Source organism: Burkholderia sp. RF7-non_BP4, assembly GCF_001521935.1.
Classification (GTDB): domain Bacteria; phylum Pseudomonadota; class Gammaproteobacteria; order Burkholderiales; family Burkholderiaceae; genus Burkholderia; species Burkholderia diffusa.
On the sequence record NZ_LOTA01000095.1, the window covers coordinates 112,770 to 131,125 of the forward strand.

The 18,356-nt window shown below is 66.2% G+C and carries 12 protein-coding genes; 10 read left to right on the forward strand and 2 right to left on the reverse strand.

The features are described 5' to 3' along the window. The first annotated feature begins 93 nt into the window (after positions 1 to 93). From WS49_RS30460 to WS49_RS30485, 7 genes are all read left to right on the forward strand, one after another. On the forward strand, positions 94 to 1,371 hold the full coding sequence (locus WS49_RS30460) for an NAD(P)/FAD-dependent oxidoreductase (protein ID WP_059537331.1): 1,278 nt from the start codon (positions 94 to 96) through the stop codon (positions 1,369 to 1,371). A 25-nt stretch (positions 1,372 to 1,396) separates the two neighbouring features. After that, entirely contained in the window at positions 1,397 to 1,543 is a 147-nt protein-coding gene (locus tag WS49_RS35425; protein WP_156441477.1) for a hypothetical protein, read from the forward strand. Between the two features lie 11 nt (positions 1,544 to 1,554). Beyond that, entirely contained in the window at positions 1,555 to 2,010 is a 456-nt protein-coding gene (locus WS49_RS30465; RefSeq protein WP_059536206.1) for a helix-turn-helix domain-containing protein, read from the forward strand. Positions 2,011 to 2,100: 90 nt separating this feature from the next. Further along, entirely contained in the window at positions 2,101 to 2,835 is a 735-nt protein-coding gene (locus tag WS49_RS30470; protein ID WP_059536209.1) for a cupin domain-containing protein, read from the forward strand. Between the two features lie 2 nt (positions 2,836 to 2,837). Then, positions 2,838 to 4,163: an NAD(P)/FAD-dependent oxidoreductase gene (locus WS49_RS30475; protein ID WP_059536213.1), complete on the forward strand. Its 1,326-nt coding sequence runs from the start codon at positions 2,838 to 2,840 to the stop codon at positions 4,161 to 4,163. A 61-nt stretch (positions 4,164 to 4,224) separates the two neighbouring features. After that, entirely contained in the window at positions 4,225 to 5,694 is a 1,470-nt protein-coding gene (locus WS49_RS30480; RefSeq protein WP_059536216.1) for an aldehyde dehydrogenase family protein, read from the forward strand. 50 nt (positions 5,695 to 5,744) lie between these two features. Then, the gene (locus tag WS49_RS30485; RefSeq protein ID WP_059536220.1) at positions 5,745 to 6,932 is read left to right on the forward strand and encodes a M20 aminoacylase family protein; all 1,188 of its coding nucleotides are present in this window, start codon (positions 5,745 to 5,747) and stop codon (positions 6,930 to 6,932) included. A gap of 76 nt (positions 6,933 to 7,008) precedes the next feature. Here WS49_RS30485 and WS49_RS30490 read toward each other — a convergent pair whose 3' ends face one another. Next, on the reverse strand, positions 7,009 to 9,213 hold the full coding sequence (locus WS49_RS30490; protein ID WP_059536224.1) for a LamG-like jellyroll fold domain-containing protein: 2,205 nt from the start codon (positions 9,211 to 9,213) through the stop codon (positions 7,009 to 7,011). A 640-nt stretch (positions 9,214 to 9,853) separates the two neighbouring features. On the opposite strand from WS49_RS30490, the gene WS49_RS30495 reads away from it, so the two are divergent. Beyond that, positions 9,854 to 12,043 (forward strand): TonB-dependent siderophore receptor, encoded by a 2,190-nt coding sequence (locus tag WS49_RS30495; RefSeq protein ID WP_059537334.1) that lies wholly within the window; start codon positions 9,854 to 9,856, stop codon positions 12,041 to 12,043. A 48-nt stretch (positions 12,044 to 12,091) separates the two neighbouring features. Here WS49_RS30495 and WS49_RS30500 read toward each other — a convergent pair whose 3' ends face one another. Beyond that, positions 12,092 to 13,210 (reverse strand): helix-turn-helix transcriptional regulator, encoded by a 1,119-nt coding sequence (locus tag WS49_RS30500; protein WP_059536227.1) that lies wholly within the window; start codon positions 13,208 to 13,210, stop codon positions 12,092 to 12,094. A 233-nt stretch (positions 13,211 to 13,443) separates the two neighbouring features. Here WS49_RS30500 and WS49_RS30505 point away from each other — a divergent pair, with 233 nt between their 5' ends. Both WS49_RS30505 and WS49_RS30510 read left to right on the forward strand, forming a co-directional pair. Continuing rightward, the gene (locus WS49_RS30505; protein ID WP_059536229.1) at positions 13,444 to 15,525 is read left to right on the forward strand and encodes a hypothetical protein; all 2,082 of its coding nucleotides are present in this window, start codon (positions 13,444 to 13,446) and stop codon (positions 15,523 to 15,525) included. Positions 15,526 to 16,210: 685 nt separating this feature from the next. Next, on the forward strand, positions 16,211 to 18,343 hold the full coding sequence (locus WS49_RS30510; RefSeq protein WP_059536233.1) for a polysaccharide deacetylase family protein: 2,133 nt from the start codon (positions 16,211 to 16,213) through the stop codon (positions 18,341 to 18,343). The last annotated feature ends 13 nt before the right edge of the window (positions 18,344 to 18,356 follow it).

Genomic DNA, 18,356 nt, shown 5'->3' on the forward strand with positions numbered 1-18,356 from the left:
GAATACGCGGCAACCGCGCTTTTTGACGGTGATTAAATGGCTTTCAACGGGCGATCACCGATCGCTGTCGACGGAATGCTCGAGAAGGATCCGATGAAATTCGAATCGTACTGGCTGGATACGCGCCCCGCGTTTCGTGCAGGCTGCGAAGGGCCCGTCGAAGGGCGCGCCGACGTCGCCGTGATCGGCGGCGGCTTCACCGGCCTGTCGGCGGCGCTCGCGCTGGCGCAGCGCGGCGTATCGGTGGTCGTGCTCGAAGCCGCGCAGATCGCGGGCGAAGCGTCCGGCCGCAACGGCGGCCAGTGCAATACCGGCGTCGCGCAGGACTACGCATCGCTGGCCGCGCGGATCGGCGCCGAACCTGCAAAGCAGTTCTATCGCGCCTACGAAAGCGCGGTGAAGAGCGTCGAGGCGATCGTCGCCGAACATGCGATCGACTGCGATTTCCGGCGCGCCGGCAAGCTGAAGCTCGCCGCGAAGCCGCAGCATTTCGCTGGACTGGCGAAGACGTTCGATGCGCTGCTGCGTGACGTGGATCCCGACATCGAATTGATCGAGCCGTCGCGAATTCGCGATGAAGTCGCCTCGGACGGCTTCCACGGCGGGCTGTTGCAGCGGAACGGCGTGCAGATGCACATGGGCAAGTTCGGCGTCGGCCTCGCGCAGGCGGCCGTGCGGGCGGGCGCGCGCATCTATGAGCAGGCGGCCGTCACGCGGCTCGAGCGGATCGACGGCGAGCGCCACGCGATCACCTGCGTGCGCGGCACGCTCGTCGCCGATCGCGTGCTGGTCGCGACCGGCGCGTCGCAGCACGGCCCGTTCGCCTGGTTCCGGCGGCGCATCGCGCCGGTCGGCAGTTTCATCGTCGTGACCGAGCCGCTGCCCGACGCGCAACTGAACCGGCTGTTCCCGCATCGCCGTGCGTACGTCACGTCGCGCCAGATCGGCAACTACTTCCGCGTGACGCCCGACAACCGGCTGCTGTTCGGCGGCCGGGCGCGCTTCGCGATGTCGAGCCCGCGGTCGGATGCGAAAAGCGGCGAGATCCTGCGCGCCGGCATGGCCGGCTATTTCCCGGAACTGGCGAACGTGCGGCTCGATTACTGCTGGGGCGGGCTGGTCGACATCACCGCCGACCGGCTGCCGCGCGCGGGCCAGCACGACGGGCTCTATTACTCGATGGGCTACAGCGGCCACGGCGTGCAGATGTCCGTGCACATGGGCCGCGTGATGGCCGACGTGCTGTACGGCGCGACTGCGGCGAATCCGTGGCGCGAACTCGACTGGCCGGCAATGCCCGGCCATTTCGGGCAAGCGTGGTTTTTGCCGTTCGTCGGCGCGTATTACCGGATGCAGGATTTCCTGCATTGAAGCGGCTGCTCCGGGAGGATTCGATATGACCGCACGATTTGTTTGCCTGCTTGCCTTGGGCGAAGGCCGCCACGACGGGACGGGCGTCGGTGACACGATGGCCGCGTCGATCGAGCCGTGCTCGATCGCGCATTTCGCCGCGCAAGGCGCAGCCGTCAAGACGATCGCATGAGGGCGGCAAGCATGGTCACCCTGTTCCACGATTCGCTTGACGGCGCGCCAACACGTGCACCGCGTGTTCCGCAGCCCGTCTCGCCGGCGATCGGCGACGTGCTGCGTACGATCGATGCATCGTTCGCGCAAGCGCTGAATCTCGACACGCTCGCGGCGGTGGCCGGATTGAGCGTATCGCGTTTCACCGCGCGCTTTCGCGGCGAAGTCGGCTTGTCGCCGCACCGGTATCTGTGTCTGGTGCGCGTACGGCGTGCGCAGGATTTGCTGCGCGCCGGTCTGGCGCCGTCGGTCGTCGCGACCGAGGTCGGCTTCTTCGATCAGAGCCATCTGTGCCGGCATTTCCGGCGGGTGCTCGGGATCACGCCGCGCGATTACGTGGTCGCCCGGCCGGGTGACGCGCCGGCGCGAACCTCGTCGACTCGCACACGCGTCGAACGCGGCGAAGCGTCGTGTCACGTTGCATAGGCGCGCGGCGGGCGACGTCCGCGAACAACGATTTCCGATACCGCGCGACGCGTTCTCGACAACATCGCCGCGCACTGGGCAGGAGCAGAAATGACCGCAGTTTTCGTGTTGCATCGTGCCGACGGCATGACCAATACAACCGCCTTCCGCAAGCAGGCATTCGGGGAGCGCGATCCTTTCGCGCGACATCGGGAGATCGCGTGGGAAGGGCCCGACGCGATGGCCGCGGGGCGTATCCGTTTCGTCGGCGAGCTTGACGTCTCGCGTTATCCGCACATCGAGACCCTCGTCGTCGTCGAAGGCGAGCTGACGCTCGAAGCGGCGGGCGCCGCACCGTTGGTGCTGGGGCCGGGGGAGGGGGCGGTCATCGGCGGCGGCACGGCGCTGCGCGTCATCGCGGAATCGCACGTGCTCGTCATGTTCTGCGCGGCTGCATGCGCGGAACCGACGAAGCGCGGCGTGTTCCCGCTGCGTGCCGACGCCAGCTTCAAGCCGTCCGCATCGCTGCCGGCCGAGGTGCTGCTCGGCCCCGCACCGCAATGCCGCAGCGACAACGTGTTCATCGACGACGGCGCCGAATACTGCGCGGGCACGTGGGATTCGACGCCCTATCACCGGATCGTTCGCCCGCATCGCGTGAACGAGTTCATGCTTCTGCTTGCCGGCAGCGTACGGTTCGCCGCGCCCGACGGCAGCATGCTGTCGCTCGGCGCCGGCGACGCGCTCTTCGTGCCGCGCGGCGCATCGATCGGATGGGAAAGCCGCGAACGCGTGGCGAAATTCTACGTCGTGCAGAACGTCCACGTATCAACCGAACGAGACTGAACATGTCCCCTCCGTTGCGCCAAATCGAAACGCCGTCCACGCCGCCGGCTTCGGCCGATGTCGTCGTGATCGGCGGCGGCATCATCGGCGTCTTCACCGCGTACTACCTGGCCCGGCGCGGGGTGTCGGTCGCGCTGGTCGAGAAGGGCCGAATCGGGGCCGAGCAGTCGAGCCGCAACTGGGGCTGGTGCCGGCAGCAGAACCGCGACGAGCGCGAATTGCCGATGGCAAGCAAGAGCATCGATCTGTGGGAACGCTTCGCCGCCGAATCCGGCGAAGACACGGGCTTTCATCGCTGCGGGCTGCTGTATCTGAGCAACGACGAGGCCGAGTTGTCGCGCTGGGCCAGCTGGGGCGATTTCGCGAAGACCGCGGGCGTGACGACCTACATGCTCGACAGCAAGCAGGCCGGCGAACGCGGGCACGCGACCGGCCGGCCATGGAAGGGCGGCGTGTTCTCGCCGAGCGACGGCACGGCCGACCCGGGGAAGGCCGCACCGGCCGTGGCGGCCGCGTTCATGAAGCTCGGCGGCAGCGTCAACCAGCACTGCGCGGCGCGCGGCATCGAGCTGGAGGGCGGGCGCGTCAGCGGCGTCGTCACGGAGGCCGGCGTGATCAGGACCCGGACGGTCGTGCTTGCCGGTGGCGCGTGGGCGTCGTCGTTTTGCCGTCAGCTCGACATCCGGTTTCCGCAGGCGTCGATCCGCCAGTCGATCCTGAGCGTGTCGCCCATCGAACAGCGCTTGCCCGATGCGCTGTACACCTCGGGCGTGTCCGTGACGCGTCGCGGCGACGGACGCTACGCACTGGCCATCAGCGGCCGCGCACGCGTGGACGTGACGCCGCAGTTTCTGCGCTTCGCGCCGCAGTTCGTGCCGATGTTCGCGAAGCGTTGGCGCAATCTTCTGCCGGGCGGCCTCGAAGGGATGCGCGGCGGCCACGAAACGCTGAAGCGGTGGCGGCTCGATGCGCCGACGCCGATGGAGGCGGTGCGCATCCTGGATCCGAAGCCCGACATGCCGACGGTCGCCGAAACGTATCGACGCGCCGTCGAATTGCTGCCCGAACTTCGCGAATCGACGATCACGCACGCATGGGCCGGGTTCGTCGACAGCACGCCGGACGGCGTGCCGGGGATCGGCGAGGTGCCGGGCGTGCCGGGATTGATCCTGGCGGCAGGCTTCTCCGGTCACGGCTTCGGCATTGGCCCCGGCGCCGGTCACTTGATCGCGGATCTCGCCACGGGGGCGCAACCGATCGTGGACCCGGTACCGTATCGGCCGAGCCGGTTCGGCGATTCCGCGTGGGGCAAGGTGGCCGATTTCTAGTCGGCAAACCGCGGCTTCGGCCGTTCGCGAGCCCATGTCATCGACTCAAGGACATCCTCCAATGAATTCACCCATCGCTTCACCGGTTCGTCACCTGATGGAAGCCGGCAGGCTCGATCGCTTCTTCATCGACGGCGACTGGGTTTTGCCTGACGGCGGCGAGCGGTTCGCGGTCGTCTGCCCGTCCACCGAAGACGTGCTGTGCGACATCCCGCTCGGCAACGCGCGCGACGCCGACCGTGCGGTGCGGGCCGCGCGCAAGGCGTTCGAACGCTGGTCGGCGACGTCGCCGCAAGAACGCGCCGCGCTGCTCGACCGCATTCACGCGTTGATCCTGGAGCGTGCCGAACGGTTGGCCATGGCGCTCGCGATGGAAATGGGCGCGCCGATCGGCTATGCACGCAGCGCTCACGTGCCGCTCGCGGCCGAACATATCCGGGTCGCGCGCGACAATCTGGCCGGCTATCCGTTCCGGACCCGGCGCGGGACGACCGCGATCGTGCGCGAGCCGATCGGCGTCTGCGCGCTGATCACGCCGTGGAACTGGCCGATCTATCAGATCACGGCGAAGGTCGGCCCGGCGCTCGCGGCGGGCTGCACGGTGGTGCTGAAACCCAGCGAGCTGTCGCCGCTCAGCGCGTTGCTGTTCGCGGAAGTGATCGCCGATGCGGGCGTGCCGGCGGGCGTGTTCAACCTGGTGAGCGGCAGCGGCACGGAAGTGGGCGCGTCGCTCGCGTCGCACCCGGAGGTCGACATGGTGTCGATCACCGGATCGACGCGCGCAGGCGTGCTGGTTGCGCAGGCGGCGGCGCCGACCGTCAAGCGCGTCGCGCAGGAGCTGGGCGGCAAGTCGCCGAACATCGTGTTGCCCGATGCGGACCTGTCGCGCGCCATCGCGCCGGGCGTTGCCGCCGCGTTCCGGAACATGGGCCAGTCGTGCAGCGCGCCGACCCGGCTGATCGTGCCGCGCGGCGTGCTGGGCAGCGTCGAGGCGCTGGCCGTCGCGGCAATGGAACGCATGGTCGTCGGCGATCCGTTCGCCGAGGCGACGACGCATGGCCCGCTGGCCAATCGCGCGCAGTTCGGCCGTGTCGCGCAAATGATCGACGCGGGCATCGACGAACGGGCGAAGCTGATCGCCGGCGGCCCCGGGCGGCCGGCGGGATTCGACCGCGGGTTCTATGCGCGTCCGACGATCTTTTCGGATGTCCGCACCGACATGACGATCGCGCAGCAGGAGATCTTCGGCCCGGTCCTCGCGATCCTGCCTTACGACACCGTCGACGAAGCCGTCGCCATCGCGAACGACACGGTCTACGGACTCGGCGCACACGTGCAGGGCACGGACAAGGAGCGCGTGCGCGAGGTGGCCGCGCGCATCCGCTCGGGGCAGGTGCACGTGAACTACCCGGCGTGGGACCCTCAGGCGCCGTTCGGCGGATACAAGCAGTCGGGAAACGGCCGAGAATACGGGATCGAAGGGATGGAAGAGTACATGGAGGTCAAGTCGATCCTGGGGTTTCATGATTGACGCGGCCGCAGTCCCGACTTGAACCGGTTTGTCTTGCGAGGGTGTCGAAATTGGAAAACCCCATCATTCCCGAGACGTCGTTGACAGCGCATCACGCGCACTGGGCGACCTTGCGTCGCGACCTGCATGCGCATCCCGAGTTGCGATTCGAGGAACACCGGACGGCCGATATCGTTGCACGCGAGCTTGACGATCTCGGCTATGCGGTGACACGCGGGCTGGGCGGCACGGGCGTGGTCGCGAGCCTGCCCGGTACGGACCCGCGCCGCGGAATCGTGCTCCGCGCGGATCTGGATGCGCTGCCGATCCAGGAAGCCAATGATTTCGCGCACGCGTCCGGCGCGCAGGGAATCATGCATGCGTGCGGGCATGACGGGCATACCGTCATGTTGCTCGGCGCCGCGCGCGTGCTGAAGGACCTGCCGCAGTTGCCGGGCTCGGTTCATTTCGTGTTTCAGCCCGGCGAAGAGGGCGGCGCGGGCGCGCGGAAGATGATCGACGACGGGCTGTTCGAGCAATGCCCGACGGAGGCGGTATTCGGCATGCACAACTGGCCCGGTTTGCCGGCCGGGCATTTCGGGTTGCGCACGGGGCCGATCATGGCCGCGGGCTGCCGGTTCAGGATCACGGTGACCGGCAAGGGCGCGCATGCGGCGCAGCCGCACCTGGGCATCGATCCCGTCCCGCTCGCCTGTTCGATGGTGCTGCAGTGTCAGACCATCGCCGCGCGGCACAAGGATCCCGTGGATCCGGCCGTCATTTCAGTCTGCATGTTCCATGCGGGAACGACGGACAACGTCATTCCGGACAGCGCCGAGCTGCGCGGGACGATTCGCACGCTGTCGTCGGCCTTGCAGCAACAATTGCAGCGCGACGTGCGGCTCATGTGCGAGGCGCTCGCGCACGCTCATGGCGCGCAAGTCGATGTCGAGTTCTTTCAGTACTACCCGGCGACGGTCAACACGCCGGCCGAGACCGCGCTTTGCGAAGCGGTGATTCGCGACACCTTCGGCGACGCACGCCTTGACGCCAACGTGCCGCCGAACATGACGTCCGAAGACTTCGGCTTCATGCTCGAGGAGCGCCCCGGCGCTTATGTGCTGATCGGCAACGCGCCGGCCGGAACGGCCGCACCGGCGCTGCATCACCCGAAATACGATTTCAACGACGACATCATTCCGGCCGGGGTCCGGTATTGGGTCGCGCTGGCGCAGCATTACTTCAGGCGATCGCCGTGAGTGCATGCGCGATGTCGCAGCGGCGGGCCGCGGAGGCGCCGCTCGCCGCGACGCACATCCGGAACCTGGGCACGCATCACGCGCCTTGAGCGAGCGCCTTCACCTGCGCGGCCGACATCGCACCGCGATGGATGCGGAATTCGTCGATCGCGCCGTTGAAGAACGGGTCGCCCGGATACTGCGAGCGTCCGATCCAGTTCTGCGCGGTTTTGCCGATGCGCCACGGCGCGAAGACGACGTCGCTCGCCGAGCCGATCGCATTGCCGTTCAGGTAGAGCGTCGCGGTCGTGTCCGACAGCGTGACCGCGACGTGCGCCCATTGCTCGGCCGGCAGTGCGGCGTTGCCGTCGATCGTGCGCTCGCCATGCCCGCCATTGGTCGTGATCGCGAAGCGCATCGTCCCGTGTGCGCTTTTCGGCGTGACGAACAGATAGCGTCCGGTGCCCGAACCGAAATCGAAGATGCGCGACCACGTCTGCCCGCCGCGCCAGTTGACCCACGCCGCGATCGTGAAGTCCGACACGTCGGCGACGATGTCGTTCGGCAGCGCGACGTAGCCGCTGGAGCCGTCGAGCGACACCGCGTTGCCGCGCTTTCCCGCGACGTGCGATGCGCCGCCGGCGAGCGTGGCCGCATGGCCGTTGCCGCTTGCATCCGCCGAAATCGTGCCGCCCGTCTCGTCGAAGGTCAGCAGCGTATGCAGTTGCAGCGCCGTCGACGCGGCGACTTCCGGCGAATTCGCGGATTCACCCGCCGCGGTCCGCGCACTGATCACGTAGTACCAGGCGCCTTCCGTGGGCGTGTCCGTGTACGTCAGCGGATCGACGATGCCGCTGGCAACGGTCGTATACGGGCCGCCGGAGACGGACGCACGCTTCACGTCGTAGCTCGCGGCGTTCGCGATGCCCCACCACGACAGCACGACCCGCTCGGCGGCCGGCCACGCGGTCAGCCCGCTCGGTGCGGTTGCGGGCGCAACGGGGTCGCGCGTGCATGTCAGCGTGCCGTAGCCGAGCTGATCGTATCCACCGCTCGCCTCGCCGTAGTTGCCGCCGCCGCCCTCGGGCTGGATCGCGCGCGCGAACTTCGCGGACCACGGCGCGGACAGCCCCTTGCGGTTCACGTAGTGGTTGTAGACGAGCGCCCAGCACGGGCGGATCACTCCCTGGCCGGCGGTCGAAAATTGCGCCTGCGTGACATCGACGTTCGCATATGGCGCGTACGGCACCGGAAGGAACGTGCCGTCCGGCTGCACGAGGTTCGCCTTCGCGACGTACTCGGCGCCCGCGAGGAATCGGTTGTTGTCGTGCCCGTACAGGTCGACGCCCTGGTTCCACGCCATTTCGCAGATCGCACCGCCGAGCGCGATGCCAAGCGTGTTGTGCCCCTGGTCGCGGCCCGACTCCTGCCATTGGCCGAGATGACCGGGATGCAGGTAATAGACGGCCTGCGCGATCGCGCCGTTGCCGGGCCCGTCGATGAAGTAGTTGACGGCGTCGTCGAACTTCGCGTGGTCGTCGCACAGCACGCCGATCGCCATGATCGACGCGATGTTGCACAGATCCCAGTTCGCCCAGTAGTGCGTGATGTCGGTGTTGTTGTGGCGGTTCAGGAAATCGGCGTTGATCGGGTAGAACCTGGTCGCCATCATCGCCTGGAACGCGGCGAAGTCGGCGGCGGCCCAGCCGCGGTAAGTGCGCATGATCTCGCCGGCGTTCGCGAATTCGTAGCCGTAGATGCCGGCCGCCAGATCGACGTTCGAATCGCCGGCGAGATGCTGCAGCGTCGACGACCACGCATTCATGATCTGCACGGCCTTGTCCGCATATGCGGTGTCGCCCGAGATCTTCCAGCGCAGCGCACACGCATACGCGGCCGCGATGTCCTTGTACAGCACCGGGTAGTTTTGCGAGCCGGTGCCGCCGCGCGTGACGACGGCCTGCGGGCGCGGCGACCACGACAACTGCGCATGCCCGTTCGCGATCAACGTGTTCCAGCCGTCGCGCCAGGGCGATGCGGCGGCCGCCACTTTCTGTGCGATCCGTTCGAAATCGGCTTGGGTGTGCAGCAGGCCGGGGTGCGCGAACGCGTGGTTCGTGGCGATGGCCGGCGTGCCTGTGGCCACGCGCGCGAGCGCACGGTTGCCGGCCACGGTGCCGGCGACGCTTTCGCTCGCTCCCGTGCCGCCGCAAGCGGAGAGCGCGAGTGCGCCGATGCTGTAAAGGAAGGTGCGCCGGGAAATGTGTGCGCCGGATTCAAGCCGAAGCTGCGAGTCGTTCATGTGGTGTGCGTCCTTCCTTGACGGGACTCAGCTGAAAAGTGGCAGCGTCATTTGAAATCAGTCATCGCATGACGATGCGGATTGTACTGGAAGCGTCGACGTTTTCGAGCACGAGCTGGCGCTGAGGGCGGTATATTTTCGAGATGCGGATTGTGATGAATTTGTTGATTAACATACTAAGAATACGGAAATGAATGGCGATTGAAACGTTTGCGAGATATGATCGTCGCCGGCCGGCGAGAGGCAAGCTTTTCAGGTACCCAAAGCGATAGATTCCCACTATTTCATCGTGTTGTCGTACAACGTATGACATGTTGCGGGTTTCAGATCGTTTCAGGGCCAACGGGCTGCGGCTAGCGCATGCTGGTGAAACGGCGTCGGCACCGCGCAACGAATGAAAAGAACCGGAGGGCGGCGCGAGGACGCGGCACAGGCGAGGGAACGGTACATCGTGAACGTTCCTGCGCCCGCGATACCGGGATCGCGTTCATGTGCCTTTTCATAAGAAGCGCGCACTCCGCGGCCGATATCATTCACGCGCGCGAAAACGCCCCAATCGATTGACGCGCACCGATTCGTGCGCGGCGGGCAGCACACGCGGCGGCGGGGCCGCGACGGCACGACGGAGAGTATCGAAACGATGGGAAAGGCGACAGGTTCGGTGCGACGCGCAATCGCGATCGCGGCCGGGGGAACGTTGTGCGCGGCGGCCGCAGGTAGCGCACACGCACAGGCATCGGATACGGCGACGGCGCCGCCAGCCGACGCGGCGGCGCTGCTGCCGAAGATCGACGTGACAGGCGCGGCCGGCCGCGCGTCGCTCGGGCTGGTCGGGTTGCGCACGGCCACCGCGACCAGGACCGACACGCCCGTCGCCGAGATCCCGCAGACGACCAACCTCGTGACCGCGCAGCAGATCGAGATGACGGGCGCGACCGACCTGAACCAGGCATTGCGCTACGTGCCGGGTTTCGCGACGTTCGGCGCCGACAGCCGGACCGACTGGTACGCGGCCCTGCGCGGCTTCACGCCGACGCTGTATGTCGACGGCGTGCCGGCGCCGAACACGGCGGTCATCGCGAACTGGCGCGTCGATCCTTACACGATCGACTCGATCGCCGTGCTGCGCGGGCCAGCGTCGGTGCTGTACGGTGCGGGCGAGCCCGGCGCGATCGTCGATGCGCACACCAAGCTAGCGGACGGCGAGCGCATTCGCGAAGCCGGCGTGCGGATCGGCAACGATGCGCGCAAGGAGACCATGCTCGACGTCGGCGACACGCTCGATCCGGACGGCAAGTATGCGTATCGCTTCGTCGGCGTCGCGCGCGACGGCAACGCGGCGACCGGCCCGAACGCCGACCGGCGCGTCGCGGTGGCGCCGTCGTTCCGCTGGCGGCCGACGGCCGACACGTCGCTGACGGTGTCCGCCTCGTTCCTGCAGGATCACGGCGACATCTCGTCGAACTTCCTGCCGGCGTCGGGCACGGTGCTGCCGAACCCGAACGGCCGCCTGTCGCAGGACATCTACATGGGCGACGCGGCGTTCAACGACTATCGAAAGAAACAATGGTCGCTCGGCTACGCGCTCGAGCATCGCGTCGATTCGATATGGACGCTGCAACAGGATGTGCGCTGGTCGCGGCTGTCGCTCGACGACGCGACGGTATTCGGCAACGGGCTCGTACCCGGCAGCACGACCAACATGATGCGCACCGCCGGGCTGTTCCAGTTGAACTACAGCCGGCTGGACATCGACAATCGCGCGCAGGCGCGCTTTGCCACCGGCCCGCTCGAACACACGCTGCTGCTCGGCCTGCAGTTCGACCGGCAGACCACGACCAACAGCGTGTGGCTCGCGCTGGCGCCGTCGCTCAACCTGTACCACCCGGTCTATCGTCCGGTGACGGCCGCGATCTTCTCCGGCCGGACGTCGCTCGGGCGTTTCGATCAGTACACGGCGATGAACACGCTCGGCGCGTACGCGCAGGACCAGATCCGCTGGAATCGCTGGACGCTCACGCTCGGCGGCCGCGAGGATCGCGTGAGCGCGCGCTTCGACGACCGCGCGGCCGGCACCGGCACGCAGCAGGACGTCAGTGCATTTTCCGGACGCATCGGGCTCACCTGGCAGGGCGATGCGGGGCTGGCGCCCTATGTCAGCTACTCGACGTCGTTCGATCCGGTGATCGGCGTGCGCATGTACGGCGGCGGCTTGCCGAAACCGACGCGCGGCAAGCAGACCGAGGCCGGGCTGCGCTGGCAGCCGCCCGGCCGGAACCTGATGCTCACGGCGGCTGTTTATCGGATCGATCAGACCAACGTCGTGACGCCTGCGCCGCAGAGTCTCGATCCCACCGGCACGTCGTCCGTGCAGACCGGCAAGGTGCGTTCGCGCGGCGTCGAGCTGAGCGCGGTCGGGAAGGTGACGCGCGAATTGTCGATCGTCGCGTCGTACGCGTACCAGGACGTCAAGAACGTGCAGGCGAACGATGCGTCGCTGAACAACTGGCCGGTGTCGGTGCCGCTGCCGCGACAGATGGCGTCGCTGTGGGCGGACTGGACCTGGCACGGCGGCGCGCTGGCGGGCGTCGGGATCGGTGCCGGCGTGCGCTACCAGAGCGCGTTGGCCGGTGCGCCGGACAATTCGCTGACGGTGCCGAGCACCACGCTGTACGACCTGGCGATGCACTACGACCTGCGTCACTGGCGGCTTGCGGTGAATGTCGCGAACCTGTTCGACCGGCGCTACGTCAGCGGCTGCCAGTCGTACGCGGTATGCGTGTTCGGCAACGAGCGAACGGTGCTGGCGAGCGCGAAATACAACTGGTAGTCGCGACCGCTGTTTTTCGATACGTCGGTGGCTCGCGGTTTCGCGCGATCACCCGTCACGCACGTGCTGCGGGAGCACCCACAGCATCCGCCCGACCGCCTCGGCCTGATTTCGGGAATGCGTCTTCTCGTAGATCGCGCGCAACTGCGTGCGAACGGTCGAGAGCGACACGCCGGCGATGGCCGCGCATTCCTCCGGCGTCTTGCCGCCGATCAATGCTTCGGCGATGGCCGCTTCGGCGCTCGTCAAGCCGAATGCCTGCCGCAGTTGCTGCGCGACGACGAGCGGAGCGGCGCTGCGACGTCTGGCGGTGATCAGTATCGCCGCGTCGCCGAGTGCGCCATGGCGTGCCTGTCCGGACAGCGAAGCGATGCCGAGAAAGATTTCGTGCGCGGCGCTCACGGTCCCGGACAGGGCAAGGTTCTCGCTTTTGCGGGTCTGCGCGACACGTGCCACGGCCGCCTTGAGCGCATCGTTCTGCGGCGCGCTCGTCGCGCTCAGATGGCCGTGCTCGAGCTTGAGGCAAGTGGTGGCACGCAGCATCGATTCTGCTGCCCGGTTGACAAATACGACGCGCGAATGCCGGTCGAGCGTGAAGACGGACAAACCCAGTTCCGCCATCAGTTCATTGCCGAGGGCAGCGTCCCGACGCAGCACGTTCGCGTCCTGCCAGAGGTTGATCGCGCGTTGCAGATGCCCGGCCATACCCGTCAGGTTCGCGCGTTCCTCTGACGAATAAGGCGGCCGGCCGTGCGCTCTCAGCAAGCCGAGCAGGATGTCGTCGCTGCCCGGGCGCGCGAAGCGCATCCCCATCAGGTAGCGAATGCCCGACGGAATCTGATAATCCTGAAAGAATTCGCTGCGCTCGACATCGCGGTCGGTCAGATGATCCTGGCAGCAAACGAATTCGCCGAGCGGGGCGTTCTGGACGAAGCCGCGGCGCGGATCGAGTGCGCCGTAATACTGGTCGTAGAGTGCGACGATCGAGTCGAGTTCGGCACGCGGCGAATAGATCGAGAATTTCGGGGCATTGCGCGCGGCGTCCCAGCTGAACATATGAAAGATGTTTGCGCCGAGCGATTCGGATACCCGATGGAAGACTTCGAGAAAACCATCCGGGTACAGGGCGGCCTCGTAGAGGTCCCCGATGAGCTGGTCCCGTTGCATGTTGCCCCCGCCGCGTAATGATTTTGTATGTATGTTTTATCTGACGAATATTGATTCGAATACCGAATTTGTTTCAGGCTAACACAGGTTATTTTCCTTCAGTACCGCATTGTTTCCGGATTTTCATTCACCTGAATGATGATTGCAAAAATCGCCTTTGCGAGAATTCCGATCAGCGTGCATGCGCGTCGCGTATCGCACTTGATAACCAGAAGAATCACAGGGGAAAAACAATGAAACTCAAACCTGTCGTGTGGGGTATCGCAGCGCTGGTGGTCTCCGCTTGCGGAGGCGGCGGCAACTCATCTTCGTCACCGTCCGAACCCGCTGCACAGACGGTCAGCGGCGTCGCGGCCGCGGGCGCGGCCATGCAGGCCGCGACGGTCAAACTCATGGATGCGACCGGCAAATCGGTCGACTGTCCCGCCGACGCCACGACCGGCGCGTTTCATTGCACCGTGACCGGGCTGACCGCGCCTTTCGCGTTGTCCGCTTACGGCAACGTCGCGGATTCTCAAGCCACGCTGATCGCACTCAGTGCCACGGCCGGCACACAGACGATCAACATCACGCCGATCACGAATGCGATCGCCGCCACGATCATCGGCGACAACCCGACGAAGTTGCTGGCCGACACCGGGCTGCTGCAGAGCAAGGTCACCGCCCAGGCGGTCGCCAACACTGTGCAGGCGTATGCGTCGGCGCTGGTCGACCTGCTGACCGCAACCGGCAATACGGGCGTCGACCTGATTTCCGGCCCGCTGACCGCCGGCGGGCCGGGCCTCGACCGGCTGCTCGACCAGGTGAAGATCAACGTGTTGCCGGATGGCGGCGTGCAGATCAGCTCGGTGGCGGGCGCGTCCGGCGATACGCCGGTGCAGCTTCAGCTCGCGCCCGGTGTCGCGCCGCAGCCGAGCGACAAGGCCAGCCTGCCGGCCGCCGCGACCATCAACGGCACGGTGATGTCGAACCTGCCGAGCGCGAGCGACCTGGCGGGATTGCAGAGCGCGCTCAATCAGTGTTTCGCCGGTTCGACCGGCGCGGCGCGCGCGGCGGGCAACGTGTCGGCGTGCGGCCGGATCTTCGTCGACGGCGTCGCGTCGGGCGCACTGAACGCAGGCGTGCCCGCTGCCTATCTCAACAACGGCATGTCGGCCGACCAGGAATTCGGCGCGCATGCCGGCGGCGCGCCGGGCATCGTGGCCGACGATGCGATGAACAATGCCAGCTTCAGCTTGCCGGAAGTCATCCGCGTCGTCGCCAGCGACACGATGTGGGTCAAGCTCGCGTGGACGCGCACCGACGGCATTCGCGACGGCATGCAGCAGCATGTGCAACTCGCGGTGCAGGCGAGCAGCCTCGCGAGCGGCGATACCGGCTGGCGCGTGGTCGGCAATCAGCGCGCGGTGCTGAGCAAGGTGACCGCGAACGCGCAGAAATGGGACTGGCTGAATCCGGCCAATCCGTCGACGGGGACCAACGCGTTCGTCGATTCGCTCAACCTGCAGGTGGGCACCGTCGATGCATCGGGCACCGCGGTGGATTTCGCGATCGTCACCGGCCCGGGATTGCGCAACGGCGTGTTCCTCCAGCCGTCGAGCGGTACGTGCGACACGCTGAACATCCGCGCGCAAATCGCGAGCGGGCAGACGCCGGCCCAGCTCGCCGCGCTGACGAAGAATGCGCTGTGCCGCAACAATTTCCGTCTGGCCGGCGTCGCGCAGGACCCTGCCAGTCAGGGGCTGTTCACGTGGCCCGGCGATGCGCCGCGCAACAATACCGCGTGGGCGAAGCCGCAATTGAGCGCCGCCGAGCTGGCCGACATCAAGCCGTTCAGCGCTTATACGATCGACATCTACCAGAACGGTGACACGTCGGCGCCGGCCCGGCACTATACGGTCCGGCTGCGTACGCCGTCGCCATTGCCCGACGCGCTGCGCCAGTATGCGTGGCACGATCTGGCGCAGTCCACGCGCGACAGCCTGACGCCCGGCACCGCCAGCACGTTCGCGGGCGGCGCGACGTTCCCGCTGAGCTGGACGTCGAAGGCGGGGCTGCCGTTCGTCAAGCGCGGCAACGTGCAGATTCGCGCAACCGCGTCGGGGCAGACGGTGCCGACGTTCGTCAACGGTTCGGCACAGGCGTCGCCGGTCCTGCCGGGAGCGGCGGTGACGCTCAACGTGACGGGCGATCAGGGCGTCGCGTTCCCGTCGGTGGCCGGCTGGACGGGCGGCACCGATTTCTCGTTCGTGAACCTGGGCTGGTCCGACACGATCGACACGGTCTTTACCGAGTCCTTCGAATACGACAAGTGACGGAGGTCGGGCAGATACGCCCGTTGAGAATGGGGCTGGCGGGGTGAATTTTGATCCCGCCAGCCCCTTTTGCGTCATGGCGTGGCGAGTCGGCGTGCGCCACTTCCTGAACGACTTTCTTGCGTGAAATCTTTCTTGTCACTGCATCAGGCATGACTCGGAAAAGGTCACGCAGTGCACGCGTGCAGCGCCGGTGTTACTCGACAGAATCATTTTCCGTTGATTTCGGGCGCGTGCTGATGGCCAACCAGGGCGATAGCGACTGCGATTCCCACGCGACGCCGCGCCAGATGCCTCAAATCGTCCATCGCGACGCTTCCCGTCTGCTTCGTCACATTGCGCCGCCACGTACACCGTATCGACGCTGTAACGTTTTTGGCGCGATTTTCCCGTTCCGTATGCTTCCCATGGCCGGTGGCCGTTGCGGCGGCGTGATTGCGAGACTGGCACGTTGTTAGCTTCATCGGTTGTGGTGGGAACGACAGCTGCCGCGCGTTTGCGATCGTCCGACGAATCGATGTACTTGCGTTGCCGAGACGTGTCCGAAACGCGGCACGTTCGCTCTCCCCCTCAGCCGATGGCGCCACACGGCCCGGCCACCGCTCGCCCGATCTCGATGGGTTGAGCGCGGCGGCAGCGACGTGTCGGGCATCGGCAGTCATCCCACCTCCGTCGGGAGAGAACAATGTTGGCCAAGTCAATTCGGACCCTACGGGCCCTTCTGATCGTCTTTTCCGTTTGCCTGATGACGTTCGCAGCCGGGCCGGCGAATGCGCTGTCGAACCAGTTGCTGTTGCTGCTGCCGGACAACTTTACGCTGCCGGATCCGCGTGTGTCCGCTTGGCTCGATTCGGCGGCGGAGGAGGGGTTGCAAATCTCGCTCATCAGCGACACGCAATTCAAGCAGGGCGGCACGTCGCTGCAGCAGTATCAGGGGCTCATCCTGCCGGACCAGGTGCATACGGTCGCCGACGATACGCTCGTGACCGCTATCCAGAACTACGCACTGAACGGCGGGCGCGTGATGCTCGTCTATGATTTCGGTGTGCTGAATGCGACTGGCTTTTATCCGGCCGGGCAATCGCGATTCAGCTCGATGGCCGGCGTCAACTACGTGCTCTACGATACGCTCGGCGGAAGCATGATCGGCCTCGGCCCCGTGACCGGGATGGGCAGTACGCTGCGCGCGCTGCAGGTTCCGCCCGGGAAGTCCATGACATGGTCCGGTTCGACGACGGCCGCGACGACGTTGGCTGCCACCACGTCGACTTCTTCGACCGGCTCGACGACGAATCAGCTGCTGTTCCTGCAGCCGAGCACATCGAACCCGGGCGGGCTTGCCGGGTACAACCATCAGACGTACTTCACGTACAAGATGGAAAACCGGCGCATGACCGGCGTGCCGCTGAATCTTGGGCGCGTGTCGACGGGGCGCAAGGTCAGATCCGGAACGTATTCGCCGACGTCGACGATGCTGTCGTCGGTATCGACCGCGGTGAGTGGCGCGACGTCGCTCGCGACTGCGACGCCGTCGGCGACGACGGACGTGCTCGAAGGCATTTCCGGCTACGTATACGGCTTCCTCACGTATCCGAGCTACGTCACGCAGGGCACGTATACCGGCACGACGCTGCTGACGTCGCCGAACTTCGGTCTCGTCGCCGGGTATCAGGCGTATGGAAACGGCGGCGTGATGTTCGTCAACCTGCCGCTCGCGTATCTCGACGGACAAACCGACAGCATGCCGATTCACGGCTTCCTGCGTTACTTCACGACGAACATCCTGTCGATGCCGCACCTGTCGCTGCAGCCGCGCGCGCAGGCCGGGATGGTCCTGAACTGGCACTTCTGCGCGGAAGATCAGATCCAGCCGGCGCAGTACCTGAAGAACTTCGGTATCTGGAACAGCGGCCCGTACTCGATCGTGATGACGGCCGGCCCGGACGACGTGACGATCGGCGACGGTCTCGGGATCAACCTGACGAACAATACGCAGGCGAAGCAACTGGTCGCGTTCCTGCTCAAGCGCGGGCACAAAATCGGCAGCCACGGCGGGTGGGCGCATGACTACTGGGGGGCGAACGCCAGTGAAACGAACGCGAGCACGTTCACGCAATATCTGGTGCTGAACCACAATGCGGTCCAGTCGGTGACGGGCAGGCCGGACGTCGAATGGGCGGCGCCGGAAGGCAACACGCCGACGTGGGCGGTGAACTGGCTCGAGTCGAACGGCTATTCCGGGTACTACTTCACCGGCCATACCGGCAACGCACAAACGCGTGCGTATCGCAATGGTTCGCTGCTGAATCCGGGCATCTGGGCGTTTCCGGTGATGCCGTTCGGCAAGTATGCGACGTTCGAGGAGTTCCAGGAGTTCGCGGTGCCGACGACGGATGTCCAGAACTGGTATCTGTCGCTGATGGACTTCGTCGTCGCGAACCGAACGAGCCGGCTGGTCTACATGCACCCGCTGGGCGCGTCATGGTATCCGAACGTCGTGACGACGTTTCTCAGCTACGCGGCGTCGCTCGCGACGACCGGCCAGTTCAAGTGGTTCACGATGGACCAGCTCACGCAGTTCGACCGGCGCCGTCTGCTGGTGAACTGGACGGCGACCGATACGGGAACCAGCTGGACATTCAGCGCGACGCAGCCGACGAGCCTGCAGGACATGACTTGGCTGCTGCCGAAAAGCACGTATCAGATGCCGAGCGTGAAAAGCGGGAGCGCGACGATCGTCACCACCGATCCGAACAACTGGCTGGTCATCGCGGGCACGGGCAAATCGCTGTCGTTTACGAGCGCGAAGGTGCACTGACGCCCGTCAGTTC